Annotated in this window: 27 protein-coding genes and 4 tRNA genes; 10 read left to right on the top strand and 21 right to left on the bottom strand. The window is 45.2% G+C overall.

The features are described 5' to 3' along the window. The 5 genes from ZX61_RS01870 to ZX61_RS01850 all read right to left on the bottom strand — a co-directional run. A partial coding sequence (locus ZX61_RS01870) for a GTP-binding protein (RefSeq protein ID WP_235431278.1) occupies positions 1-244 on the bottom strand: 244 nt, incomplete at its 3' end. Between the two features lie 135 nt (positions 245-379). Next, positions 380-455: transfer RNA gene (locus ZX61_RS01865), tRNA-Thr, on the bottom strand. Positions 456-468: 13 nt separating this feature from the next. Further along, a tRNA-Gly gene (locus tag ZX61_RS01860) sits at positions 469-543 on the bottom strand. A 35-nt stretch (positions 544-578) separates the two neighbouring features. After that, positions 579-663, bottom strand: a tRNA-Tyr gene (locus ZX61_RS01855). Between the two features lie 50 nt (positions 664-713). Beyond that, positions 714-789: transfer RNA gene (locus tag ZX61_RS01850), tRNA-Thr, on the bottom strand. Positions 790-995: 206 nt separating this feature from the next. Between ZX61_RS01850 and coaA the strand changes: the two genes are divergently transcribed. Then, entirely contained in the window at positions 996-1,919 is a 924-nt protein-coding gene (gene coaA, locus ZX61_RS01845) for a type I pantothenate kinase (RefSeq protein ID WP_049843022.1), read from the top strand. Between the two features lie 243 nt (positions 1,920-2,162). Here the strand turns inward: coaA and ZX61_RS01840 are convergent, their stop codons facing one another. Next, positions 2,163-2,588: a DUF805 domain-containing protein gene (locus ZX61_RS01840; RefSeq protein WP_049843021.1), complete on the bottom strand. Its 426-nt coding sequence runs from the start codon at positions 2,586-2,588 to the stop codon at positions 2,163-2,165. A gap of 48 nt (positions 2,589-2,636) precedes the next feature. After that, positions 2,637-2,984, bottom strand: coding sequence for a 5-carboxymethyl-2-hydroxymuconate Delta-isomerase (locus ZX61_RS01835; RefSeq protein WP_049843020.1), 348 nt, complete (start codon positions 2,982-2,984; stop codon positions 2,637-2,639). A gap of 270 nt (positions 2,985-3,254) precedes the next feature. On the opposite strand from ZX61_RS01835, the gene tpiA reads away from it, so the two are divergent. After that, positions 3,255-4,037 (top strand): triose-phosphate isomerase, encoded by a 783-nt coding sequence (gene tpiA / locus ZX61_RS01830; RefSeq protein WP_049843019.1) that lies wholly within the window; start codon positions 3,255-3,257, stop codon positions 4,035-4,037. 220 nt (positions 4,038-4,257) lie between these two features. Next, the gene (locus tag ZX61_RS01825; protein ID WP_200904206.1) at positions 4,258-5,601 is read left to right on the top strand and encodes an MATE family efflux transporter; all 1,344 of its coding nucleotides are present in this window, start codon (positions 4,258-4,260) and stop codon (positions 5,599-5,601) included. A gap of 51 nt (positions 5,602-5,652) precedes the next feature. Here ZX61_RS01825 and rraA read toward each other — a convergent pair whose 3' ends face one another. The 3 genes from rraA to efp all read right to left on the bottom strand — a co-directional run bounded on the left by rraA (position 5,653) and on the right by efp (position 7,855). Further along, positions 5,653-6,177: a ribonuclease E activity regulator RraA gene (rraA, locus tag ZX61_RS01820; RefSeq protein ID WP_049843018.1), complete on the bottom strand. Its 525-nt coding sequence runs from the start codon at positions 6,175-6,177 to the stop codon at positions 5,653-5,655. A 76-nt stretch (positions 6,178-6,253) separates the two neighbouring features. Next, the gene (locus ZX61_RS01815) at positions 6,254-7,171 is read right to left on the bottom strand and encodes a 1,4-dihydroxy-2-naphthoate polyprenyltransferase (protein WP_049843024.1); all 918 of its coding nucleotides are present in this window, start codon (positions 7,169-7,171) and stop codon (positions 6,254-6,256) included. A gap of 117 nt (positions 7,172-7,288) precedes the next feature. Beyond that, complete coding sequence (efp, locus tag ZX61_RS01810) at positions 7,289-7,855, bottom strand: elongation factor P (protein ID WP_038203787.1); 567 nt, start codon at positions 7,853-7,855, stop codon at positions 7,289-7,291. Positions 7,856-7,887: 32 nt separating this feature from the next. Here efp and epmB point away from each other — a divergent pair, with 32 nt between their 5' ends. The 3 genes from epmB (at position 7,888) to ZX61_RS01795 (ending at position 10,942) form a co-directional block, all read left to right on the top strand. Next, a complete protein-coding gene (epmB, locus tag ZX61_RS01805) occupies positions 7,888-8,910 on the top strand; it encodes an EF-P beta-lysylation protein EpmB (protein WP_049843017.1) in 1,023 nt (340 codons plus the stop codon). Next, the gene (locus ZX61_RS01800) at positions 8,910-9,404 is read left to right on the top strand and encodes a type II secretion system protein (RefSeq protein WP_049843016.1); all 495 of its coding nucleotides are present in this window, start codon (positions 8,910-8,912) and stop codon (positions 9,402-9,404) included. The genes epmB and ZX61_RS01800 overlap by 1 nt, the downstream gene beginning before the upstream one ends. Before the next feature lie 212 nt (positions 9,405-9,616). Then, positions 9,617-10,942: an anaerobic C4-dicarboxylate transporter gene (locus tag ZX61_RS01795; protein WP_049843015.1), complete on the top strand. Its 1,326-nt coding sequence runs from the start codon at positions 9,617-9,619 to the stop codon at positions 10,940-10,942. Positions 10,943-11,009: 67 nt separating this feature from the next. On the opposite strand, the gene pfkA is transcribed toward ZX61_RS01795, so the two are convergent. The 3 genes from pfkA to ZX61_RS01780 all read right to left on the bottom strand — a co-directional run bounded on the left by pfkA (position 11,010) and on the right by ZX61_RS01780 (position 13,751). Continuing rightward, entirely contained in the window at positions 11,010-11,972 is a 963-nt protein-coding gene (gene pfkA / locus ZX61_RS01790) for a 6-phosphofructokinase (RefSeq protein WP_049843014.1), read from the bottom strand. 258 nt (positions 11,973-12,230) lie between these two features. Beyond that, positions 12,231-13,139, bottom strand: coding sequence for a CDF family cation-efflux transporter FieF (gene fieF, locus ZX61_RS01785; RefSeq protein ID WP_049843013.1), 909 nt, complete (start codon positions 13,137-13,139; stop codon positions 12,231-12,233). A 111-nt stretch (positions 13,140-13,250) separates the two neighbouring features. Continuing rightward, positions 13,251-13,751, bottom strand: a complete 501-nt coding sequence (locus tag ZX61_RS01780) for a CpxP family protein (protein ID WP_049843012.1) — start codon at positions 13,749-13,751, stop codon at positions 13,251-13,253. Positions 13,752-13,935: 184 nt separating this feature from the next. Between ZX61_RS01780 and ZX61_RS01775 the strand changes: the two genes are divergently transcribed. The 4 genes from ZX61_RS01775 to trmL all read left to right on the top strand — a co-directional run bounded on the left by ZX61_RS01775 (position 13,936) and on the right by trmL (position 17,322). Continuing rightward, complete coding sequence (locus ZX61_RS01775; protein WP_049843011.1) at positions 13,936-14,631, top strand: response regulator; 696 nt, start codon at positions 13,936-13,938, stop codon at positions 14,629-14,631. Then, positions 14,631-16,016: an envelope stress sensor histidine kinase CpxA gene (gene cpxA / locus ZX61_RS01770; RefSeq protein WP_049843010.1), complete on the top strand. Its 1,386-nt coding sequence runs from the start codon at positions 14,631-14,633 to the stop codon at positions 16,014-16,016. Before ZX61_RS01775 ends, cpxA begins: the two co-directional genes overlap by 1 nt. 74 nt (positions 16,017-16,090) lie before the next feature. Next, entirely contained in the window at positions 16,091-16,708 is a 618-nt protein-coding gene (locus tag ZX61_RS01765) for a superoxide dismutase (protein ID WP_049843009.1), read from the top strand. A gap of 137 nt (positions 16,709-16,845) precedes the next feature. Then, positions 16,846-17,322, top strand: coding sequence for a tRNA (uridine(34)/cytosine(34)/5-carboxymethylaminomethyluridine(34)-2'-O)-methyltransferase TrmL (gene trmL / locus ZX61_RS01760; RefSeq protein ID WP_049843008.1), 477 nt, complete (start codon positions 16,846-16,848; stop codon positions 17,320-17,322). A gap of 223 nt (positions 17,323-17,545) precedes the next feature. Here trmL and trpS read toward each other — a convergent pair whose 3' ends face one another. From trpS to ZX61_RS01720, 8 genes are all read right to left on the bottom strand, one after another. Next, the gene (gene trpS / locus ZX61_RS01755) at positions 17,546-18,583 is read right to left on the bottom strand and encodes a tryptophan--tRNA ligase (RefSeq protein WP_049843007.1); all 1,038 of its coding nucleotides are present in this window, start codon (positions 18,581-18,583) and stop codon (positions 17,546-17,548) included. A 115-nt stretch (positions 18,584-18,698) separates the two neighbouring features. Continuing rightward, positions 18,699-19,379, bottom strand: a complete 681-nt coding sequence (locus tag ZX61_RS01750) for a phosphoglycolate phosphatase (protein WP_049843006.1) — start codon at positions 19,377-19,379, stop codon at positions 18,699-18,701. 4 nt (positions 19,380-19,383) lie between these two features. Beyond that, positions 19,384-20,055 (bottom strand): ribulose-phosphate 3-epimerase, encoded by a 672-nt coding sequence (gene rpe / locus ZX61_RS01745; protein ID WP_049843005.1) that lies wholly within the window; start codon positions 20,053-20,055, stop codon positions 19,384-19,386. 106 nt (positions 20,056-20,161) lie between these two features. After that, positions 20,162-20,989: a Dam family site-specific DNA-(adenine-N6)-methyltransferase gene (locus tag ZX61_RS01740; protein WP_049843004.1), complete on the bottom strand. Its 828-nt coding sequence runs from the start codon at positions 20,987-20,989 to the stop codon at positions 20,162-20,164. 101 nt (positions 20,990-21,090) lie between these two features. Further along, complete coding sequence (locus ZX61_RS01735; RefSeq protein WP_049843003.1) at positions 21,091-22,578, bottom strand: SPOR domain-containing protein; 1,488 nt, start codon at positions 22,576-22,578, stop codon at positions 21,091-21,093. An 87-nt stretch (positions 22,579-22,665) separates the two neighbouring features. Beyond that, positions 22,666-23,754 (bottom strand): 3-dehydroquinate synthase, encoded by a 1,089-nt coding sequence (gene aroB / locus ZX61_RS01730; protein ID WP_049843002.1) that lies wholly within the window; start codon positions 23,752-23,754, stop codon positions 22,666-22,668. 29 nt (positions 23,755-23,783) lie between these two features. Continuing rightward, positions 23,784-24,302 carry a shikimate kinase AroK gene (gene aroK, locus ZX61_RS01725; RefSeq protein ID WP_049843001.1) on the bottom strand — a complete coding sequence of 173 codons (519 nt, stop codon included), beginning with the start codon at positions 24,300-24,302 and terminating at the stop codon, positions 23,784-23,786. A 176-nt stretch (positions 24,303-24,478) separates the two neighbouring features. After that, positions 24,479-26,167: a type IV pilus secretin PilQ gene (locus tag ZX61_RS01720; RefSeq protein WP_049843000.1), complete on the bottom strand. Its 1,689-nt coding sequence runs from the start codon at positions 26,165-26,167 to the stop codon at positions 24,479-24,481. Positions 26,168-26,181 lie beyond the last annotated feature (14 nt).

Below are 26,181 nucleotides of genomic sequence, written 5' to 3'. Positions count from 1 at the left end.
AGTCTACGTGTGCGTAGTGACGAGTTGGAGTGTCGTACTCAACGTGAGAAGTTGCGATTGTGATACCGCGCTCACGCTCTTCTGGAGCGTTATCGATAGATGCGAAGTCTTTCGCTTCACCGCCGTATACTTTTGAAAGAGTAGTACAGATCGCTGCAGTTAGAGTTGTTTTACCGTGGTCAACGTGGCCGATAGTACCAACGTTTACGTGCGGTTTCGTACGTTCAAATTTTTCTTTAGACATGAGTTGTCCCTCTAGGTACGGATTTAGGTGGCTTTAATGACCACGCAACCAAAAAGTATTGGTGATAAACTTCTCTTAATCACTAAACGTAGTTTAGTTAAAAGAAAGTATCAAAAGGAAAACATTGCTTAGAGCTGGTGCTGATAGGCAGACTCGAACTGCCGACCTCATCCTTACCAAGGATGCGCTCTACCACCTGAGCTATATCAGCACTCAAATTAGAGTGGAGCGGGCAGCGGGAATCGAACCCGCATCATCAGCTTGGAAGGCTGAGGTAATAGCCATTATACGATGCCCGCAACACGTAACTCTGTGAGCTATTTCCTTAAGAATATGGTGGAGGGGGACGGATTCGAACCATCGAAGGCAGTGCCAGCAGATTTACAGTCTGATCCCTTTGGCCACTCGGGAACCCCTCCAAATTTTCAATCCATTTCTCTCGTGCTCTAAAAAGAGATAAGCGGAAAAATGGTGCCGACTACCGGAATCGAACTGGTGACCTACTGATTACAAGTCAGTTGCTCTACCTACTGAGCTAAGTCGGCATAAGTGGTGCGCATTCTATTGAATGATTTTCTGCCTTGCAATAGGAAAATTAAAAAAAAACTCCTTTTTCTTCCAATTGGGCTTATTTGTTGAATTTTCGCCCAATTTGGTAGCAAAAAATGACTTAATGTCGACGATGTCGTTTGCAATCTTGCTTGGTTGTTGTATTTTCGCTGCTCTAGCGTGAAACCAAGTTAGGATGACTATGACTCCATATCTCTCATTTAACCGTCAACAATGGGCTGAATTACGTAATTCAGTGCCGATGACGTTATCCGAGACCGATCTGGTTGAACTTCAAGGGGTGAACGAAAGCCTCACAATGGATGAAGTAGAAGAGATATACTTGCCACTCGCACGTCTACTCAATTTATATGTGGTCGCGCGGCAAAGTCGCAACTCAGTGTTAAATAAATTTTTGGACCACCAAGGTTCAGCTCCACCATTTATTATTGGTATCGCTGGCAGCGTCGCAGTCGGTAAAAGTACCACCGCACGTTTGCTAAAGGCACTGCTATCACGCTGGGATAACCACCCTAAAGTTGAGCTAGTTACCACAGACGGTTTCCTTTACCCAAAAAAGATGCTGGATGAACGCGGCATTTTAAATCGTAAGGGGTTTCCTGAGTCTTATGATATCAAGCGTTTGGTAGACTTCGTTTCTGATGTAAAAGCAGGCAAGCCTAATCTTGAAGTACCAGTATACTCACACATCACCTATGACATTACTGACGAACTTAAAAAGGTCGACCGTCCTGATGTGTTGATCATTGAAGGCTTAAATGTGTTGCAAAGTGGCATGGACTACCCACATGACCCACATCGTGTATTTGTTTCCGACTTCTTAGATTTCTCGCTTTACGTCGATGCTAAGAGTGAAGTGATCGAACAATGGTACGTCGAGCGCTTCTTAAAATTTCGCCAAGGTGCCTTTACCAAGCCTGGTTCTTACTTTAACCACTACACCCAACTGACTGAAGCGAAAGCGATTGAAAAAGCACATAGTATTTGGCAATCGATTAATGGGGTGAACTTAGACGCCAATATTCTGCCTACCAAAGGGCGCGCCCATTTAATTTTAAAGAAAGGTCAGGATCATCAAGTGGAAGAAGTTTTTCTGAGGAAGTAGCACTACGCTTGGGAAGAAAGATTCGGGAACGGGCTTCGCCCTACGGATAAATTAGCTATGAAGGGCTGACACCTAATGTCAGCCCTTTATTTTTACTAACGGTCATCCCCGAGAAATAGGAACGAGTGAGTTGAGGATCTCTTCAGGCAAGTAGATTACTTATGTAGATTCCCTACTCGCTCCTTCGTCGCTCTATGGAGTAACGATTTGTTTCTCGAAGGGAGAAGCCCGTTCGGCTGTTACTTATTGACTCTCCGGTCCGTACTGATTCTCACCATCCGCACCTTTTAAGAAGCCACATTCGACTAGAACCCATACGCCACACACTAATGCGGCAAATGAGGCAGCGGCTTGTAACATAGATGGTTGCCCCGTCAATGAAGGGTCGCCAACTGGTACGGTCATACGACCAATCACAAGTGGAATATTAAGCAGCAGCCACCAGCTTGATTTTCCACGGTCATGCCAACGCTTAGCCGTAATTGCCAAATCAGGGACCAAAATAACTATCAGAAATACGGGCAGAATCAGATGCGCGATGGATGGAGCTAATACATTCATCCCCATAGCAAAGCCAACAATCATCAAATAATAAACCACGTTCCAAACCCAATAGGTTTTACGCCCTATTCGGCCTTGAAACGAAAACAGCAATTCTTTCATCGACATCATTAATACCTAAAATATAAAAAGCTAGAGCCAGTGGGCTCCAAAAAACTAGTTGATTACCTTTTGAAAACACTCTTTATCCATATCACGAATGTTGACCGTTAAGCTGTGCACGTGACTCGCCTGTTGTTGTAATACGGTCATCAACTGGCGAGACAACTCTCTTTTTTGCTCAGCGGTTCTGCCATCAAGCAGCTCGAAGCTGATATGGATAAAGTCAACACTATCGCCGGATTCACCAATCAGCCAGTTATGGCAACGCAGAGAACGAGATTTTACCGAGTCCACATCAAACAAACCGCAAGTTAACGCGACATGGTGTAAGTCTTCAAGTAGACCTTGAACATTAACGCGCTCATCAACAGAGTTGGAGTATTCCATTACTAGGTTCGGCATAGTATTCCTCAAATGTAAGAGAGTTTCACAATAAACAAAAAGTGCACCACACTATTACCAATTTCTATGCGGAATTCCGAGCAGGTTTCAACTAATCTGTTCCATGGATCACTGATAGAAAGCAGATAAACGTGAGATCTGAGTGTTCACAGTTCCAACCAATGGGGAATATCCAATAAGACATGACGGTAATCATGATCTCCCCTATTTTATCTGTTATATTCTTACGAAGATTTTTTACATTAATTGATTAAATACGGAGATATTCCTATGCGTCGTCCTGTAGTGATGGGTAACTGGAAGCTTAACGGCAGCAAAGCAATGGTTAAAGAGCTGCTAACTGGTCTTAACGCTGAACTTGAAGGCGTTGAAGGTGTTGACGTAGCCGTCGCTCCACCAGCGCTTTACATCGATCTAGCTGAGCAGCTAATCGCAAAAGGCGGTAACAAGATCATCCTAGGTGCACAAAACACTGACCTAAACAACAGCGGTGCATTCACTGGCGACATGTCTCCAGAAATGCTAAAAGATTTCGGTGCGACTCACATCATCATCGGTCACTCTGAGCGTCGTGAATACCACAACGAATCAGACGAGTTCGTTGCTAAGAAATTCAAATTCCTACAAGAAAACGGCCTAAAACCTGTTTTCTGTATCGGTGAATCTGAAGCTCAAAACGAAGCTGGCGAAACTGAAGCAGTATGTGCACGTCAAATCAACGCAGTTATCGACGCGTACGGTGTTGAAGCTCTTAACGGCGCAATCATCGCTTACGAACCAATCTGGGCTATCGGTACTGGTAAAGCAGCTACAGCTGAAGATGCACAACGCATCCACGCTTCTATCCGTGCAATGATCGCTGAAAAAGACGCTGCAATTGCTGAACAAGTAATCATCCAATACGGCGGCAGCGTTAAGCCAGAAAATGCAGAAGCATACTTCGCGCAACCAGACATCGACGGTGCTCTAGTTGGCGGCGCAGCGCTTAACGCACAAGGCTTTGCAGCTATCGCTAAAGCAGCAGCTAAAGCAGCAGCTAAAGCAAAAGCTTAATTTTTTCGTCTTAGTTATCGTTGTCGCGTTGTTGACTGCTCTGACTCACCTCATCACATAGGAAACCTATGCTCAGGGACTTCGTTCGCGAGTCGCCTAGCTACAACTTCAACTAATCGAAAAATACGACAGATTAAGGTCAGCTTCGGCTGGCCTTTTTTGTGTCTGGCACACCAATCAAGTATGCTACGCTTTTCCACAATAATAATAGTTATACCGAATGCAGGATAAGCATGGCCTTCTAACTGGCTCAATTCCCCAAGTACTCCGTCAGATGACTGTTCCCATGACCTTTGGCATGGTGGCGATCTTGATGTTTAACTTAGTGGATACTTTTTTTATCTCGTTACTCGGTACCGAAGCACTTGCCGCAATTAGCTATACCTTTCCGGTGACCTTTGCCGTCAACTGCATCACCATGGGAATTGGTATGGGGCTTTCGACCAATATCGGTCGCCTGCTTGGACAAGGCCAACCTATTGTTGCTGCGCGATTTTCTTCTCATGGATTACTGCTTGCAGTGTTACTGGTTGCTCTCGCTTCTGCGCTTGGGCTGTTTACCATCGAGCCGCTATTTCTATTGCTTGGAGCAGAGCAATCCCTGTTACCGTTAATCCATCAGTATATGGATATTTGGTACCTAACCATCCCACTCTTGGTCGTGCCTATGGCGGGCAATAGTGCAATTCGCGCCACTGGAGATACAAAAACTCCAGCGAAAATCATGATGCTTGCGGGATTGATCAATGGCGTACTCGATCCGTTACTGATTTTTGGTTATGGACCATTTCCTGAATTAGGCATCCAAGGGGCTGCGATTGCCAGCGCGATGAGTTGGTTTGGCGCTTTGATTGGCTCGCTCTACATACTGATAAGAAGAGAAAAACTGCTCGCTTTACCATGCTTTAAAACCCTCTGGCGAGATTGGCAACAAATTCTGAAAATAGGCACACCTGCCGCTTTATCGAATGCACTAACCCCACTGTCTGGCGCTATATTAATGATGATGCTGTCGACTCACGGCACAGCCGCAGTGGCAGCCTACGGCGCAGCCCAACGGGTAGAATCTATTCTGATCTTAGTTCTCATGTCGTTAACTTCCGCGCTCACGCCGTTTATTGCGCAGAATATGGGGGCAAACAACCCTGCACGTAGCTTTGCCGGGCTGTTTTTAAGTATGCGCTTCTCAATGGTATTTCAGGCTGGTATTTTTGTCATGATGGTGCCACTGAGCATTCCGCTTGCTGCGCTTTTTTCACAAGAGCAAACGGTTAAAGACCTGCTTTGGCATTATTTGTTAGTGGTACCATTTAGCTATGGTTTCTTGGGAGTGATGATGATGTTGGTTTCTGGGCTAAACGCACTACACGAACCACTCAAAGCATTCCAGTGGAGCTTTATGCGCCTGTTCCTATTCACTTTGCCATGTGCTTGGTTAGGAGGGCAGTTGTATGACATTGAAGGACTGTTTATCGGTATCGCCGTGGGCAATATTGTCGGCGGCATATCCGGCTACTTATACGCGCTTCGGCTCAGAGTGCAACATCTGGCGGCTACGACGTGAAGCAAAACACCGACAACTAGAGTCGGTGCTATTTGTGTGGGCGGAAAAAGGCTAATCTACGGAAACTATTTCCTCTTCCTCTTCGACTTCTAACTCTACATTCAACGGCTCTTGAGAAAGAATCACACCTGTGTTGTCCGCATATAGATAGTCTTCAGGAAGGAAAGTCACACCACCAAAGTTGACTGGCACATCGACTTCACCGATGCCTTGAGGCGCAGCCCCTACAGGAATAGCGGCAATCGCTTGAATACCGATGCTCATATCCTCGAGTTCATCCACTTCACGAACACAACCGTAAACAACAATACCTTCCCATTCGTTTTCTTCCGCTAATGAAGAAAGCTCAGCATCAATCAAAGCTCGTCGTAGTGAACCACCGCCATCAACCAGCAGCACACGACCTAAACCGTCTTGCTCAAGGATTTCACGAATCAAGCCATTATCTTCATAACACTTTACTGTTGTGATTTGGCCTGCGAACGATGCACAACCACCAAAGTTACTGAACATTGGCTCTACAACATCTACTTGCTCTAAATAAATGTCGCACAAGGCTGAGGTATTGTATTCCATAGTATTCCTTCCCATACCGTTCGTTATCTCCATCGAGTATATAAGGTCATTAAGTCATTGCAATGACATGTATCATTTAACTGACCAGAGTTTGAGCTATAACCACTCCAGCAAACAATAAGTTAGTCACCATAGAGCACTTCACTATCACTGACATCATAGGAGCTATTTGCGCAGGTCTTTCTGCCTGCCATACTGCTTTGCCGTGTTTAAAAGTCATAAGCAGGCTTAGTAGAAACGGCAAACTAATCCAAATAGGGCTAGGTTGGTGGATTAAATAAGCTGAAAAAGCGATCACCGCACCTGCAAGTAGAGCAAAGTGATATTGCTTAGCACGCTTTTGTCCAAGCCTAACAGCAACCGTTTTTTTGCCACACACTTCATCATTCTCAATGTCGCGCATATTATTGATATTGAGTACCGCAACAGCAAGAAGACCGCAGCCTATGGCAGGCAAAATGAGTTGAGGATCAACAATACCAGTATGAAGGAAATAAGTACCAGCCACACCCAACAGGCCAAAAAAGATAAATACTGAGATATCGCCCAGCCCAACATAACCATATGGCTTATTACCAACGGTATACGCAATTGCCGCAACTATCGCGAGTACACCAAGACCAATAAAGGCCAGAATGCTCTGCAAACTTTCTAACGCATACATTACTAACGCAAGGCCAGCAATAACGGTCAACACCACATTGATAATCATCGCTTGTTTCATATCCTGCTGTGTTACTGCACCGGATTGAATCGCGCGCATTGGACCAAGACGATTATCGTTGTCAGTGCCTTTAACAGCATCACCATAATCATTGGCTAAATTAGAAAGGATTTGCAACAGCGTTGCGGTAAGAAAAGCCAACAAAGCAACTACAGGTGAAAACTGATGAGTGGAGTATGCCAGTACACTCCCCGTAAGAATAGAGACCAATGCCAATGGCAAAGTTTTTGGTCGAGCGGCGTCAAGCCAGATTTTTAAAGACTGTTTCATGAATACCAGTTTAGCCACAGTTACTTGAACTAGAATTGTGGCATATCAATCCTCTAGGTGAAAAACAAAAAAAGGCCACCGAAGTGACCTTTTTCCAAAACTTAACCTAAACTAGGCTTATTTTACGCGGCCCACGTACTCACCAGAGCGAGTATCGACTTTGATCACTTCGCCAATTGCGATGAATAGAGGAACGCGAACAACAGCACCTGTTGATAGTGTTGCTGGCTTACCGCCTGTACCCTGAGTATCACCTTTTAGGCCAGGGTCAGTGTCAGTTACTTCAAGCTCAACGAAGTTTGGTGGTGTCACTACAATTGGGTTACCGTTCCATAGTGTTAGCATACACGTATTGTTTTCTACCAACCACTTAGCGTTGTCGCCTACCGCTTTCACATCTGCTGCGATCTGCTCAAATGTTTCGTTGTTCATAAAGTGGTAGAATTCGCCGTCGTTATATAGATAATCTAGGTCGATATCCATTACGTCTGCAACTTCACAAGTTTCACCAGACTTAAAGGTTTTCTCTAGCACTTTACCAGAAAGAAGCTTACGAATTTTTACACGGTTGAACGCTTGACCTTTACCCGGCTTAACGTATTCGTTTTCCAAGATAACGCAAGGCTCGTTATCAAGCATTAGTTTCAAGCCGCCTTTAAATTCATTGGTGCTAACAGTAGCCATTTTTTCCTCTTACATTCTTAGAGCTAAATTCAATGCCGCACATCATAACCCGAAAAGTTGTTTCTGTTGAGCAAAACTGGCTCAAACAGCTAGCGAATGGGATCTCTGATCCTGCAAAACTGCTAGAGCAGCTCGAAATAGATCCTAAGCCATGGCAAGACGGATTTGCTGCTCGCAAGCTTTTTGCACAGCGTGTTCCGCAAAGTTTTGTCGATAGAATGGAAAAAGGCAATCCATTTGACCCTCTTTTACGCCAGGTTTTACCGCTCAGCGAAGAGTTTGAAGTACATCAGGGTTACTCCAACGATCCATTGGAAGAGCAAAGCAATGCCATCCCAGGCTTATTACACAAATACCGTAACCGCGCGTTAATGATCGTCAAAGGCGGCTGTGCAATTAATTGCCGTTACTGTTTCCGTCGCCACTTCCCTTATGATGAAAACAAGGGAGCAAAATCAGTTTGGCAGCAAAGTTTGGATTACATCCAAGCGCACCCTGAAATTGATGAAATCATTCTATCAGGTGGTGACCCACTAATGGCAAAGGATGAGGAGCTTACATGGCTGATTGCCCATATTGCCGATATCAAGCATATAAAGCGCCTACGTATCCACTCTCGATTGCCGGTAGTGATCCCTGCTCGTATTACAGAAACACTCACTCAACTTCTGCATGAGACGCGCTTGCAAGTCATTTTGGTCACTCATATCAACCATGCACAAGAGATCGATCAAGAACTGACAACTCGATTAAGTCAACTTAAGCAAGCTGGCGTTACTCTTTTAAACCAAGGTGTTATGCTTAAAGGAGTCAATGACAGCGTTGAGAGCCAGGTTGAACTCAGCAACGCACTATTTGATGCTGGAATTTTACCTTACTACATTCATGTACTAGATAAAGTACAAGGGGCTGCCCATTTTTACATTTCTGACCAGAAGGCAAAGACCATTATGTCAGAGCTAATGGAGCAGGTATCTGGCTATCTAGTACCAAAGTTAACGCGCGAGATTGGTGGGCGAAAAAGTAAGACCCCGCTCGATTTACATTTAGAGTAATGATGAAAAACACACGCGGCTTTACGCTAATAGAACTGGTAATTGTGATTGTTATACTCGGCATACTTGCCGTCACAGCCCTACCTCGCTTACTCGACCTGCAAAGCGATGCTCGTACTTCTGCTTTGCAAGGATTAAAGGGGGCAATGCAAGGTGCCAATGACCAGTTGATCGGTGTATCTGCTGTCGCAGCTCTCGACACTGCTGCGAGTGGCTCCGTCACTGTAGAAGGAGAAAGTATCAGCATTGTTTACGGTTATGCTAAGGCAGACAATGCCAATACTTGGGCAAAGATCCTTGATGCGAGTATTGAAGACGCCACCTTCGGTGCTGAGGGAGCAGACTGGTATTTCAGTAATACTAATGCCAATGATGGCATCATCTTATATATGCCCGGTAGTCGGCGCCAGTCCTCTCTTAATTGCTACCTGCAATACACCGAAGCCACTTCAGGTGCCGCACCAAGTATTAATTTGACCACTAGCGGCTGCTAACTCGCGAGATAAGCCGCAGAAACCGCAAACTTAACTCGTGATTTCTGCCAATAGCCTAAAACAAAGCTTTGTTTACCGTGAAATATTTGATTCGAAACAAGGAATAGCTCGATAGTCAATCTCTGAGGCTAGAGAAGCAAATAGGCTCACGTTTCCATCTACCTCTTTTGGGTAGCATAACCCTATCTTTTATACCAATGTAGGGTTTGATTATGTTTTACGTGCATATGCTCCTGCTTCTGACGGTTATATTTATTGGTATCCGCCATGGAGGCATTGCTTTCGGTTTGCTCGGGGGCTTGGGTGTTTCGGTTCTCGCATTCGTATTTGGTGTCGCACCGGGTTCACCACCGATCAGCGTAATGTTGATCATTCTTGCTGTTGTCGCAGCCTCAGCAACCCTTGAAGCGACAGGCGGCTTAAAGCTCCTGGTAAAGTTTGCTGAGCGATTGCTGCGTAAACATCCAAACCAAATTGTTTTTCTTGGCCCGCTTTGTACCTATTCGTTAACCGTATTAGTCGGCACAGGTCACTCAGTCTACCCACTACTGCCTGTTATTTATGATGTTGCCTATAAAAAAGGTATCCGCCCTGAGCGTCCGATGGCGATGTCAACCGTAGCTTCACAAATGGGTATTACCGCTAGCCCGATCGCTGCAGCAGCAGCCGTCGTTATGGCAACAGCCGCCGACAATCACCTAGATATCAGTCTAGTTAATGTCCTACTAGTGACCATTCCTGCCACATTAACAGGTGTATTAGTAGGCTGTACGTGGAGTCTGAAACGCGGGAAAGAACTGGAACAAGACCAAGAGTTTATCGAACGTTGCCAAGATCCAGAGTTTAAAGCTCAACTGATTGACGAAGTACTACCAGATGAAAGCGAACCAGCGAGCCAGCAAGTCGCTAAACGCGGATTGGGGATCTTTTTAGCGGGTATCGCAACGGTTATCTTTGTTGCCATGTTCGGTAAAGATCTCGGGTTGCTTCCAAATGGCGTTAAGATGTCAGTAGCTATTCAGTTCTTGATGCTATCTGTCGGTGCCTTGATCCTACTGACGACTAAGGTAGAACCTAAGAAGATCGTTCACAGTAACGTGTTTATCGCTGGTATGACTGCGGTGATCATTATCTTTGGTATCGCTTGGATGAGTGACACTATTATCGGTTTCCACAAGCCTTACTTAATCAGCCTGGTTAGCGATATTGTCGCAGCTCATCCGTGGACATTTGCCATTGCAATGTTCGTGGTGTCGGTATTTTTGAAGAGCCAAGCAGCAGTGCTGACCATCATGCTACCACTTGGGTTTGCGATGGGTATTCCAGCTCCCGTCTTAATCGGTGTGCTTCCAGCATGTTATGCCTACTTCTTCTTCCCATTCTACCCAAGTGACCTTGCAGCGATTACATTTGACCGCTCTGGTACTACTGAGATTGGTAAGTACGTTCTTAACCATAGCTTCTTGTTGCCAGGCTTTATCGGCGTGATTACCGCAACAACGGTGGGTTACGTTCTATCGACTATGCTAGTCAACTAACCTTGCTTCAATAAACAAAAAGCCAGTTGGTTTCCCAACTGGCTTTTTTATTTAATATGATGCTGGCTTAGAATAGCTCTTCAGCAACCTTGAATAGATCTTCACGTACTGGGCGCTTCATGTTCTCGATAGCATCGATAATATCGTGATGAACAAGTTGCTCTTTTTGAATACCCACACAACGGCCACCGTGACCTTCCATCAGTAGATGCACTGCGTAGTTACCCATGCGAGATGCAAGCACTCGGTCAAATGCAGTCGGGCGGCCACCACGTTGGATGTGACCTAGAACCGTTGCGCGAGTCTCACGACCTGTCGCCGTTTCGATCTCTTTTGCTAGCTCGTTAGCATCCATCATTAACTCAGTTAGAGCAATGATCGCGTGCTTCTTACCTTTAGCGATACCGTCTTGGATATTGCTGATCAGTTTTTCTTTATCCAGACCAGTTTCAGGCGTGATGATGTATTCACAGCCACCAGCAATTGCAGACATCAGGGTAAGATCACCACAATGACGGCCCATAATCTCTACGATAGAAATACGTTGGTGTGAAGATGAAGTATCACGTAGACGGTCAATCGCGTCGATAACAGTGTTCAATGCTGTTAGGTAGCCAATCGTGTAATCCGTACCTGCGATATCGTTATCGATAGTACCAGGCAAGCCGATACATGGGTAACCCATTTCTGTTAGCTTTTTAGCCCCCATGTAAGAGCCATCACCACCAACAACAACCAGAGCTTCAATACCGTGTTTCTGTAAGTTTTCGATTGCTTTTTGACGCACTTCCACTTCTTTGAATTCTGGGAAACGTGCAGAACCTAAAAACGTACCGCCTTTATTGATTACGTCAGAAACACTTGAACGATCTAGTTTCTCGATACGATCTTCATAAAGACCTAAGTAACCATCGAATACACCGTAAACTTCTAGTCCTTCAGAGAGCGCTGTGCGAACCACGCCGCGTACTGCTGCGTTCATACCTGGTGCGTCACCGCCACTCGTCAAGACACCGATCTTCTTAATCATGCTCACCCTCGATTTTTGGGAATCTTATTTCAATTTTTACGTTGGTCGCTTTCAATAAGCCACCAACTAAATTCCTTTAACTGCGCAATATGTTACCTTTCCTAATCAGGAATACTAGATATATTTGCGCCAAATTATGTAACTTTTCTACTTATGTAAGAGTATTACAGCTTTACCAATAGGCATCATTGATACATATCAGGATCACAGTTAAAACTGCTATCGCTGAAAAGATAGCCAATAACTGACACTTTTGCGTTACCAACCTTGCGACTTCTGAGCTTTTTCTGATCCTAGTACCACAGAATATGGGTCTTGATGGATCAGTACATCTGAATGAGGATAAAGCTCAAGTAGTTTATCTTCTACCTCGTCAGAGATTCGATGCGCTTCAATTAATCGGATATTGTCTTCCAACTCTAAGTGCAGCTGGATAAATCGAGTTGGGCCCGACATTCTAGTCCTTAGTTGATGCACACCCAATACGCCTTCAACCTTTACACAACACTCTCGAATCGCTTTTAGCTCTTCATCTGGTAATTTGCGATCAAGCAGTGTTTGGATTGCTTCTTGAACCATCTTAAACGCACTGTATAAAATATAGACACCAATCCCGATTGCAAACACCGAATCAGCTTGAGTTATACCAAACCAGCTTAAGCCGAGTGCTAGCATGATCGCAGCATTCATATAGAGGTCAGATTGATAATGGAGTGAGTCTGCGGCAATGGCTTGGCTACCCGTTTTATTCACCACATGCTTTTGAAAACGCACCAGTGCGAAAGTCACGACGATGGCGAACAAACTGACATAAACACCATACTCTGGTGACTGTAGGTCATGGGGTCTAAAGAAGCGCTCAATACCACTTAAAATCAAGAACACAGCCGAGCCAGAGATAAACATCGCTTGTGCTAATGCAGCTAGCGACTCTGCTTTGCCGTGACCAAAAGTATGTTCTTTGTCTGCGGGCTGGAGTGAATAACGCACCACAATCAAATTAACCAATGACGCGGCAATATCAAGCATGGAGTCAATTAACGAGGCCAGTAAGCTCACCGAACCTGTCACCCACCAAGCCCCAACTTTTACCACCAGTAAGAGTGTTGCCACGATAGTGGCTGTCCATGCAGCCATAGTGACTAAGCGAGCATATTCTTGTTTCATAGTGCTTTGATTATTAAACAAACATCCCCTAAGTATAACCTTAGAATTGTTGAATAAAAATGGCACAAAAAAGGCGGCTCTCTAGCCGCCTAATAAAAAGGTCGCTCCTAATTAGCGCGAAAAACGCTGTTGCATTTTTTCTTGGCATTTCGCCGAACGCTCTTTTTGTAGTTCGACAAACTTTGTTTTCTGTTCTGGAGTTAATATGCTCATCATCTGGTGCTGCTTCTCAAGCATTTTCACTTTGCGCTCCGTTTGCTGTTCGACCATGACCTTAGCTAGCTCGCTAGCTGCCGCTTGGTCAAAGTTATCTGCTAGAACTAATGCCTGCACTTTGTCTTTTTGAGCTTGCATCTCTGCGTGGCGTGCTTCAAAGTTATCTTTAAATGCGGCTTTCATCTCTTGCTTACTTGCTTGGCGCATCTCTTTGATTTGGTCTTGTTGCGCATCAGTGAGATCAAGCTGGCGCATAATGCCACGGTCAAAGCCACCACCACATTCACCATGACCACCTTTCTTACCATCTTTGCCACCGAATGCGAATGCGCTGGCCGTACCTAGAGTTAGAGGAAGAACAACTGCCGCTACTATAAGTTTCTTTGTCATTTTCATAATCGTACCTTTCACTTTATCTATTGGATTGAGCTGTTCTCACAGCGCTTGAGTGTAGAATACGACCTGCTGCGTAAAGCAACGTATGGAGAGAGTAAAGAATCGTAAAGAGCGACAATGACCCTAAATCAATTGGTCATTTAACAGTAATATATAGATATCCAACTTATGTAGAGACCTTGCTATGCCAAATATCTTATTGATTGATGACGATACCGAGCTAACTAGCTTATTAAAAGAGGTCCTATCCTTTGAAGGCTTTGACGTGTCTGAAGCGAACAATGGCGAAGAAGGATTGGCGCTGCTCAATGACAAGATTGATCTTATATTGCTTGATGTAATGATGCCGAAGCTCAACGGAATGGAAACACTGAAAAGATTAAGAGAGAGCTGGCAAACACCGGTGTTAATGCTCACCGCCAAGGGCGAAGAAATTGACCGAGTCATTGGTTTAGAACTTGGCGCTGATGATTATCTGCCAAAGCCATTTAGCGACAGAGAGCTGCTTGCACGTATTCGCGCTATCTTACGTCGTACTCAGAGCAATGGTTCAGGTAAAAGCACTAAAAGTTCAGACTGTATTGAGTATCAAGATATTCAGATTTACCCAGGTAAACAGGAAGCTTACTGTCAGAGTCAGCAAATAGAATTGACCACTACTGAGTTTGCTCTGCTTAGTCACTTTATTCAAAACCCAGGACAAACCCTGACCAAAGAGGCTCTAAGCTTGGATGTTCTCGGTAAACGACTTGCCGCCTTTGACCGTGCCATTGATATGCATGTCTCCAACCTGCGTAAGAAGCTGCCAGAAAGAGAAGATGGTAAATCGAGGATCAAAACCTTGCGTGGACGTGGCTACTTATTGGTAGAGGAAGATTAATGCGTCTGCCTAAAATTACTAGCTTATACGGGCGTATCTTCGCAATATTTTGGTTTACCATGTGTTTGGTGCTGATGGCGGTACTGTCACTGCCGCACCTAGATCCAAGAAAAGCACGAGATATTCCAGTTGAGCATTATGAGCGAATGATCGAACTGAAAAACAGTATCGAAAAGCGCTACGCTAAAGATACCAACCTTGCTCGCGTATTGTTTAAGCTTGAAGGAGGTAAACGCTCATCACGAGATCCTCGCCCACGTTTCTTTGTCACTGACTTAGAAGGCAACCTGCTCACCACGCAAAACCACAAAGATTTTAAGTATCGCGCACTGCAAAACTTTATCACCAGCGTCGAAATCGATAGCCAACCCAAGCAAAAACTCTATGGTCACTATATGCTTGCAGGTCCACTCCCCGTTACTATAGCTAAGCAAGACCTGCTGCTATATGTCGGCGTGAAATGGAACCAGCCACCACCTTTCTTATTGCGTATGTTTGATAGGCCATTCCAGTTGTTGTTTGCGGTTATGTTGGTTAGTACCCCGCTCTTACTCTGGCTGGCATGGGCACTAAGCCAACCTGCTCGTAAACTTGAACGTGCGGCAAAACGCGTCGCTAAAGGGGAATTTATTATTGACCCAGAGCTTGAAAAAGGCACCAGTGAATTTCGTCAAGCGGGAGCAAGCTTTAATCAGATGGTAGAAGCCGTTAACCAGATGATCTCAGGCCAGCAGCGCTTACTATCGGACATTTCCCATGAGCTTCGTTCACCGTTAACTCGACTACGAATGGCAAATGCACTCGCTACCCGAAAACAAGGCGAAAGCCCAGAGTTAACGCGTATTGATACTGAAGCACAGCGCTTAGAGCAGATGATTGCCGAGCTGCTAGAGTTGTCACGTATGCAGGTTGACAGCCATCTAACAAGAGAGCCTCAACCTATGGCTAGTTTATGGGAGGCAATTCTTGCTGATGCCCAGTTTGAAGCTGAACAGATGGAGAAAGCGCTTACCTTCAATGCCATTCCTGAGCGTATTATTTCCGGAAACCCAAAACTGTTGATGAGCGCCTTAGACAATATTGTCCGCAATGCTATCTATTACGGTCGAGACCGTATCGAAATTGAGTTTACTGAATCTCATCAGCAAATCATGATTGCGGTTGATGACAATGGCGAAGGAGTACCCGACCAAGAGTTAGATGCGATTTTCAGACCCTTCTACCGAGTATCGACTGCACGAGATAGGCATAGCGGCGGAACGGGGTTAGGTCTGACTATCACTGAAAGTGCGATACGCCAACACAGTGGGTCCATTGTGGCCAAACGCAGCAAGCTCGGCGGGTTAAGAGTCGAAATAACTCTACCACTCGGTGCTGATAAATAACCCGACAAAAGATATAGTTGATAATAGATCTCATTATCATTTAAAGTAAATCCTTCAATTATGGAGGATTTACTATGTCTCACACTTTTCCAGAACTTCCTTACGCATACGACTCACTAGAGCCTTACATTGACGCAAAAACAATGGAAGTCCATTACAGCAAGCATCACCGCACTTACTTTGATAAGTTTGCCACCGCAGTTAAAGGGACTGAACTAGAGTCCGCATCACTACATAATATCTTTGCCAATATATCTCAGCACCCTCCCGCTGTACGTAATAATGGTGGCGGTTACTACAACCATATTCTCTACTGGAACTGCATGACACCGAACGGTGGAGGCGCACCTCAAGGAAAGCTCGGTGAAGATATCGTGTCTACCTTTGGTAGCTTTTCAGCCTTCCAAGAAAAATTCACTCAGGCAGCAATCAATACCTTTGGCTCTGGCTTTGCCTGGCTGATTGTGAAAGATGGCAAGCTGGTGATTACTTCAACTAGCAACCAAGACAACCCTCTGATGGATGTGGCGACTGAGCAAGGTGAGCCCATCTTGGCTCTCGATGTATGGGAACATGCTTACTACATCAGCTACCAAAACCGTCGCCCTGACTATATTGAGGCTTGGTGGAACGTCGTCAACTGGGACGCCGTGAGCGAGAACTATGCCGTTGCTCTAGCTCAACACTCATAACAACAAGCATTGAACTAACAAGGTCGAACTTGGCGGCTCTGTGCCGCCACAATGCCTAAGCATTTTTATGTTCAGAAAATCAATTGGATTGGTATTATACTCTCTAGCCTATGAACCATCAGCGTTAAGAGTTAGTCATGTTTGATATCGCCTTGTACGAACCAGAAATTGCCCCGAATACGGGTAACATTATTCGCTTATGCGCCAACTGTGGAGCCAACCTTCACTTAATCGAACCACTTGGTTTTGATCTAGAAGAGAAGAAAGTACGCCGAGCGGGATTGGATTACCATGACCTAGCACGCGTTACCCGCCACAAAAATTACCAAGCTTTTGTCGAGTACCTAGAAAAAGAACGCGGCGAGTACCGCATCTTTGCTTGTACGACTAAGACAACAGGCCATCACGTCGATGCCAACTTCCAAAAAGGTGACGTACTGCTGTTTGGCCCTGAGACACGCGGCCTGCCTGCAGATTTAATTGAAAATATGCCGATGGAACAACGTATTCGCATTCCAATGATGCCAGATGCGCGTAGCTTGAACCTGTCTAACGCGGTTGCCATCATTGCTTTTGAAGCGTGGCGTCAGATGGGGTTTGAAGGGGCTCAGTAGCGGGAAGCGAGAAGCGAGAAGCGAGAAGCGAGAAGCGAGAAGCGAGAAGCGAGAAGCGAGAAGCGAGAAAAAATTAAAGGGTTGGCGCAATGTGTCAACCCTTTCTCTTTCAGCGTAAACATCTAAGTCTTAACAAAAACTACCAACGTTTCTATCTCGAAGGGCGAAGCCCGCTCTCGATTCTCGGAGAGAAACGTTCTAGCATCTGGCTGTCTGCTCGGCCCTACGGGCGAGCCACAAAACCTACCGCTTGGTATGCTTTCTTCAATGTTTCAGCGGCGCGAGCCGAAGCTTTCTCAGCACCTTGCTTCATTACGCTGTCCATGTAAGCGCGATCTTCACGAATGCGGCGATATTCAGCTTGGATTGGCTCAAGCATTGCCACTACAGCTTCCCCAACATCTTTCTTGAATGGACCGTACATTTCAACGCCTTGGTACTGAGCTTCAATCTCTTCAAAGCTCATACCTGTAGCTGCCGAGTAAAGACCCATTAGGTTTGAGATACCCGCTTTGTTATCCCAATCATGGGCAATGCGTGGTGGCGTCTCGGTATCAGTTTGCGCTTTGTTGATCTTCTTGATGATCGACTTAGGATCTTCAAGCAGAGTAATCACGTTCTTGCGGTTGTCGTCTGACTTAGACATCTTCTTAGTGGCATCTTGCAGGCTCATTACACGCGCATTCACTGTCGGAATATACGGCTCTGGCACTTGGAAGATTGACTGCTCTGGCGAGTAGATGTTGTTAAAGCGGTTGGCAACATCACGCGCAAGCTCTAAGTGCTGCTTCTGATCACTACCTACTGGTACTTGGTGAGCGCCGTATAGCAAGATATCTGCAGCCATAAGTACTGGGTAATCAAATAGGCCCACGTTTACATCACCAAATTGGCTAGACGAGTCTTTCGAGTAACGGGCTGACTTGTCCTTAAACTGAGTCATACGGCTCAGCTCACCCATTTGGGTGTAACAGTTAAGAAGCCAACCAAGTTGAGCATGCTCTGGTACGTGTGACTGAACAAATAGCGTGCTCTTTTGCGGATCAACACCAACGGCAAGACAGATTGCAAGTGCGTCTAGAGTGGCTTCATGCAATGCTTGCGGATCTTGGCGAACCGTAATTGCGTGAAGGTCTACCACACAGTATTGGCAATCGTAATCATCTTGCATCTGTTGCCATTGACGTAGAGCACCCAAGTAGTTACCGATACTTAGTTCACCTGATGGTTGAACACCACTCAATACAATGGGTTTGCTCATGGGAATAGTTCCTTTGACTTCTTATGCTAAATAATGAAAAAACCGTGTGGTTTCAACCCACACGGTTTACTCAGTGTACTCATTGGCGAGTATTTTGAAAGCTCTTTTATCGCTGTTAGGCTGAAACCGTTAAGAGTTCAGCTAAATCTGCGAGAGTATCTGCGACATAATCTGGCTCAGAGGCAGAAATCGGTTCTCCGTGGTTGTAACCGTAAGTAAGACCAAACGAGTGACAACCTGCATTTTTCGCAGCTTTGATGTCGTTACTTGAGTCGCCAACCATTAACATTTGTTGTGGCTGACAGCCATGCTTTTCAAGCAACCAATTCAATGCCATTGGGTTTGGTTTTTTCTCTGGGAAAGTATCACCACCAATCACATCTACAAAGTATTGAGCAATGCCGTGCTTAGTAAGAACATCTGGCACAAACTTAGATGGCTTGTTGGTCACTAATGCCATGATAAAACCAGCTTGATGCACCTCTGCCAAAGTCTCTTTTACTGTTGGGTACAGGTGGCTTAGCTTGTGACCACTTTGCTCATAGTAATCGTCAAATAGCACTCTTGCTTTAGCTTGTAGCTGTGGGTCAAGATCAGGAGATACCGTTAGACTACGACTTAACGAGCGACTAATAAGCACGTCTGCACCATTACCAACGTAATCACGAACCTGCTCTTCTGTTACCGCTGGGTATCCCAATGCCTGTACTGCTTGGTCCGCCGCAACAGCCAAATCAGGCACACTATCAAGCAGCGTACCATCTAAATCAAAAGCGATAAGTTTAATACTGCTCATCGAATCAGTTAACCTTTACTAGTTCAGCGCGCATTTGGTCGATCACTTGTTTGTAATCAGGCTGGTTAAAGATAGCCGAACCTGCGACGAACATATCTGCACCTGCTTCTGCGATCTCTTTAATATTCTCAACCTTAACACCGCCGTCGATCTCTAAGCGAATATCACGTCCTGACTCATTAATCATTTTACGTACCGCACGTAACTTATCGAGAGTCTTTGGAATAAACGACTGACCACCAAAGCCAGGGTTTACTGACATAAGCAGAATCAAGTCCACTTTGTCGATGATGTACTCTAGGTGAGATAGCGGCGTGGCTGGATTAAGAACTACACCCGCTTTGCAGCCATGCTCTTTAATCAATTGCAGCGTACGGTCAACGTGCTCAGATGCTTCGATATGGAAAGTGATCATCGACGCACCCGCTTTAGCAAAGTCAGGAATGATACGATCAACTGGCTTAACCATTAAATGTACATCGATAGGTGCTGTGATGCCGTAATCACGTAGCGCCTGACAGATTGGTGCACCGAAAGTCAGGTTTGGCACGTAGTGGTTATCCATTACGTCAAAATGAACCACATCTGCCCCTGCTGCGAGTACTTTTTCTACGTCTTCGCCTAAGCGAGCCATATCCGCAGACAGAATTGATGGAGCGATAAGGAAATCTTTCATACCTGACCTCTAGTATTGATTGGGCATCATTGCACACTGAAGAAACTTTGCGCGCAATTCTACCTAAGCTAGAGGTGAGATGATAGAGAAGTGTGATGAAATGTGATTATTTGCTCTCAACAGGTCTGAATAGCGCAAGAAGTTCATCAACTTTGTTACGCCCTGCACCATTGCGGCTAATCGTGCGTTTCACCTTGACGACATTCAGCTCTGCGCCATGATAAAGGCGACGAGTCAAAGTGGTATCGTGGTTCGAAATCAGCACGGGAATACCGCGTTCAACCGCTGCTCTCTCAGCCACGTCAGCCAATGCAGCTTGGTCATCAAGAGTGAAACCATTACCTGCATACGAGGTGAAATTGGCTGTCGTAGAGAGCGGTGCATACGGCGGATCACAGTAGACAACACTGCCTTTGCGCGCGCGCTTAAATGTCTCGTGGTAGCCTTCACAGACAAACGTCGCTTTCTTCGCTTTTTCAGCAAAAAACTCTAATTCAGCTTCCGGGAAGTAAGGCTTTTTGTAAGAGCCAAACGGTACGTTAAAGCCGCCTTTTTTGTTGTAACGGCATAAACCATTAAAACCAAAACGGTTCATGTACAGGAACGCCAAAGAGCGATACATCACATCATCTGTGGCATTGAACTGGCTGCGAACATCGAGGTAAGCCTCTTTGCGATTGTTTTCAGGGCAGAACCAACGCTTCGCCTCAGTAATATACTCTTGCGGGTTTTCTTTAAGAAGGTTGTACAGGTTGATTAGATCTGGGTTGATGTCTGCGAGCAAATACTGATCATAGTCAGTGTTAAGAAATACAGACCCGGCACCTACGAACGGTTCTACCAGCTTACGAGCTTCTGGCAAGTGACGCTGGATATCTTCGACAAGTCCGTATTTTCCACCCGCCCATTTCAGGAAGGCTCGCTGCTTCTTCATCTACTGCTCTATCTATCAACCACAAATTAGGGCTGCGGAATGTAACATATTTTGCGATTAATCTCAGGCATTTTTGCGATTGCACCTTGTTTCTAATTGTCTTAGTTAGTGCGCTCAATCTCTCGTTGCACTTGGCTTAGTGACTTAGCCCACGGTTCTAAGTTTTGCAGCTCAGTAGATAAACCTTGAACGGCATCACGCGCAACCTGAATGGTTGGATAATTCTGGTATGTCACTATGTACCAATCGACTCCATTGCGCTGAGTAGGATAAATAAAGACTTGATTGGCGAGTTGATGACGATCGATAAACTTCTGTACTTCTTCAAGTGAATTTACCGCCGCCAATTGCAGAGTGTAACTACGTGGTGAAAAGCTTTTTAGTTCATCTTTGGTAAAAGAGAATTTGATCACCGTTGAACTTGGTGCCGCCTCTTTCGGTACTTCTGGTTGTGGAGCAGCTTGTTCCTGAGGTTTTACAACCTGATCGACTTTAGATTGCTCAACAACTTGTTCAATTTTACTGGTATCCACTTGCTCAGCTTTGCCTTCCATTAAGGCATCCACCACATCAGATTCTATCACCACACGTTGATGATCGTCATCTGTGTTACCGACACTCAATACTTGCTCCGTCACATCGGGTGGTAAAGCGAGTGAGTCATCTTCAGCGCTAGCCATGGTAGGGTCAACCACGTGTTCGGGCTCTATCACTGTACTTTCAGCACCGGAGGTGACCTCCGGCAAAGTTGGAATTACCGTCTGCTCGATAGATTCTGCTATCTGCTGCGCTTTGTCATCGGGAGATGGCTGCGACATCATCCACCAGTAACCACCACCAATGAATACCAGTAGCGTGACAACCAACAACGCAATATTGATGGGTGAGCCCACAATTGAGCGGATAATAATCCTTTTTTCCACTTTATGATCCCCTAGAGCCATGATTTCGCCCGGACGGCGAGCAACTGTTCGATACGCGTTACGAACGCGTTTCTCCATGTCATCTTCGACAAACCGAATCACTAATTGTTCAAAGAATCGATCCGCCTCTTCTTGGCTAAGTGGTTCAATTTCAAGATCAATCGGCTTGTGTTCTTGACCATAACCCAAACGAGTCAGTAATGCATCTAGGCTGTTCGATTGAGCGAACAACAACACATTCACCGTCCAACCTGGGTTGACTTGTGCTTCGAGAACCAGCATCCACAGTTCAGAAACAAAGGATTCGGTCAGCAAATGGGCATCATCGATCGCAATCACCACATCACAGGTTTCACCTTGCATGATGCGCGAAAAAGATTCGACCAAAGAGTCTGCCGGATTAAAAAGCGGTTCAGAAATCAACTGAGTGAGAATTGTAGAACGACGCTGAGATTCATCTTGATTGGGATAACACATCAGTAAAGACTGGTTTTTGTCTTGTGCCCACGCCTCAAGATAATATTGTGCCAGCCAAGTTTTCCCCGCACCTGGAGCACCACCAAGTGTCACTAGATTCGAGCCAAAATTAGTCAGCAACTGCAAACGTTCTAGCAGTTCTGTTTGTGAGTCTAACTCCAACACACGTGGGTCATGCGCCAAGCTCATTGCGTTATCCTAATGAAAGTACGCGTAATACCAAACTAACTCAACGGCCAATGGCCTAGGTTAGATTGGTACCACTAACAACAAGAATTATACTGTGCGCGCAAAGTCGATTGCTTGTTCAATGACCGACTCAGGGACACCTTTTACTACATCGGCTGTGCCGATACTGGTAGGAAGCACCAGACGAAGCTCACCAGCGAGTACTTTCTTATCGCGCATCATATGCTTGATAAAGTCGGCATACGACATCGTCTCTGGCGTCTGTACTGGCAGTTGGGCTCTTTTCAGTATAGAAATAATTCGTTCAACTTGCTGCTCATTGATAAGACCTTGAAGTTGAGCCGCTTTTGCAGCCATTACCGTACCAGCAGACACAGCTTCACCATGTAGCCAATTACCATAACCTAACTCAGCTTCAATCGCATGACCAAATGTATGACCTAGGTTCAGCAATGCGCGAATTCCCGACTCTTTTTCGTCCTGTGCAACGACTTCTGCTTTTATTTCACAACAACGAGCAATCGCATAAGTAAGGGCTTGCTCATCGAGCTGATAGAGTTTATCGAGGTTCTCTTCTAACCATACAAAAAAATCTTGGTCGTAGATAATACCGTATTTGATCACTTCAGAAATGCCAGCAGCAAACTCTCTTTGCGGCAGTGTTTTTAAGCAGTCGGTATCGATGACTACAGCTTTGGGCTGGTAAAAGGCCCCAATCATGTTTTTGCCTAACTTGTGGTTGACTGCAGTTTTCCCACCCACAGATGAATCTACTTGCGACAATAAGGTTGTCGGGATTTGAACAAAATCGACACCTCGCTGGTAACACGCGGCAGCAAAACCTACCAAATCACCAATCACCCCCCCCCCAAGAGCGACTACGACCACATCACGGGCATAGCTTCCTTCAAGCAGGTAACTCATAATAGTGTTGAAAGTCTCTAACGATTTGTACTGTTCACCATCTGGCAGTTCAAGAACGGACGCTTCGCAACCGAGCTGTTCAAGAAGTGAGAGGATTTTATCGGCGTACAGTGGTGCAACAGTGACATTCGAAATCACCACCACTTTTTGTTTTGCCGATAAGAAAGAGAGGTGGGCCGGATCATTAAATAATCCGGCACCAATTGAGATTGGATAGCTACGCTCATCTAAGCTGACCGTAATCCGTTCCATGGGTATTCTCCAGTTGCTAAAAAAAAGTCTTAACGTTCTTCTAGCATTTTTACGATCTGGTTGGCTACCACTTTTGCACTTTGATCGTCTGTACGTACTGTGTAATCCGCAATTTCTTCGTAAAGTGGGTTGCGCTCGCCTGCAAGCGATTCTAGCACTTCACGTGGATTATCAGTTCGTAATAATGGTCGCTTCTTGTCGCGGTTAGTGCGCGCAAGCTGCTTTTCAATCGTTGTTTCTAAGTAAACAACAATACCGCGTGCAGAAAGGCGATTGCGGTTTTCTTTGCTCTTGATTGAACCGCCACCTGTTGCAAGTACAATACCTTGCTCTTCAGTGAGGTCGTTAATCACTTTTTCCTCGCGATCGCGGAAGCCTTCTTCACCTTCTACGTCAAATACCCAAGCGATATCTGCGCCAGTACGTTCTTCAATAACGGTATCAGAATCAACAAACTCCATATGAAGTTGTTGAGCTAGATGTCTACCGATAGTGCTTTTGCCGGCACCCATAGGGCCAACAAGGAAAATATTGCGTTTCTCAGCCATGTTTAGCAGTAATTTACAACGTTAATTCAATGACATCGCCACAAGAAAAGCCAGTGTGATACTAGCGATGGAGATGCTTGTGGCACCTATTCCTCACAGATAATTCGTGATAAGACCCGAAATTATCTAGATAAGGTGGCATTAATGCAAATTTATTTTCGTCCTTAACCGAATTCTTACTCAATAACGACCTTTGGAGTGACAAAAATTAACAGTTCACTCTTGCCCATTTGCTGGTATGTACGGCGAAACAGCGTCCCAAATAAAGGTATATCACCTAACAGTGGAACTTTCTCCACTGCATCGGTCACGCTATGTTGAAAAATGCCGCCGAGGACCACGGTCTCCCCATTGTTCACCAGCACTTGAGTACCGATGCGTTGAGTATTGATCGCTACCGCTTCCCCGGTACCAGTTTTCACCACATCACCAGGCCTATCTTGAGTGACATTCAAATCGAGAATAAGTCGGTTGTCAGGCGTAATTTGCGGTGTCACTTTTAAACTCAGTACTGCCTTTTTAAAAGAAACGCTTGTTGCACCACTTGATGAGGATTCTAAATAAGGGATCTCACTACCTTGCTCAATATAAGCCGGTTTCTTATTGGTGGTGATCAAGCGCGGGCTTGAGATAACCTCAGCTTTCGACTCCCTCTGCAATGCCGAAAGCTCAAGATCGAGTAACATATCTGAGCCAAGTTTCGCGACTTGAAAGGCTATCGTTGATGCATTGGCAGAGGTCGCGGCGAGATTGACATTGAGCATGTCATCAATCGGCACTGTTTCAAACAAGTTGGCTTCTATACTGCCGCCAATAGAAGTGCTGCCATTAGTGTTGCTAAAGCCCCAACGGACACCAAGCTCATCTAGGTTTCCTTCATTAACAGTGACAATTCGCGCTTCAATTTGCACCTGTTTAACGGGGACATCTAGCGCGTCGACAATAGAACGAATAGTAACTAAATTTTCCTCTAAGTCTCTAATTAACAAAGCATTGGTTCGTTCATCGATACTTAACGAGCCTCGAGAAGACAGCATACTTAACTCCTCACCACCATCAATTAAATCTGCTATATCTGCAGCTTTAGCAAAGTTAACTTTGATGATATCCGATGTCAGCTCTCCTAGCTGCTCAGTCAAACGGACACGCTCTAAAATTTGTTGCTCATGAGCATCAAACTCAGGTTTTGGGGCCACTAGCACCACATTACCTTCAACTCGTTTATCTAACCCTTTGGCCTGCAAAATAATATCAAGCACTTTCTGCCATGACACTTCCTTTAAGCGTAACGTCAGGTTACCAGTCACAGAGTCAGAGACGACGAGGTTGAAGTCATTGTAGTCGGCAATCAATTGCAAAACGTTGCGAACCGGAATGTCTTGAAAATTGAGTGAGAGCTTTTTGGTTTTTTGTTCGACAATGCTGCTTTCTTCATTAGCGGTCTGTTCCAAAATCGGGATCACTGTCACGAATAACTTATTGTCTTCTAGAAGATCTTGGTAGCTGAACTCGCCACCAATGGTCACCATAAGCACCACCTTATCTGGGTGGTGAAACACTTCAATATCACTAACATCAGTGCCAAACTCAGTGACATCAAATACCTTGATTAAATCATCTGTCACTTGGGTCTTTAGTAGATCTATTCTCAGTCCCTTAGCCACTTTCTGGATATCGACAATAGCGCGCGAGTCAAAGAGTGTAAGCACAATTTGAGCATTGCGATGTTGATTAAGATTGAAATCCAACTGCTCTAATCGATTGATGTTCATCTCTTGCGCGTAGGTCGTGCAAGGTAGATAGGTTAATAGCAAAACAACGCATTGCAACCAGACCGTGACAAATGCGTTCATTCCTTTATTCATTTTGTTCTCAATCC

Source organism: Vibrio sp. VPAP30 (genome assembly GCF_001188205.1).
Classification (GTDB): domain Bacteria; phylum Pseudomonadota; class Gammaproteobacteria; order Enterobacterales; family Vibrionaceae; genus Vibrio; species Vibrio bivalvicida.
This window is presented reverse-complemented; position numbering and strand designations above follow the sequence as displayed.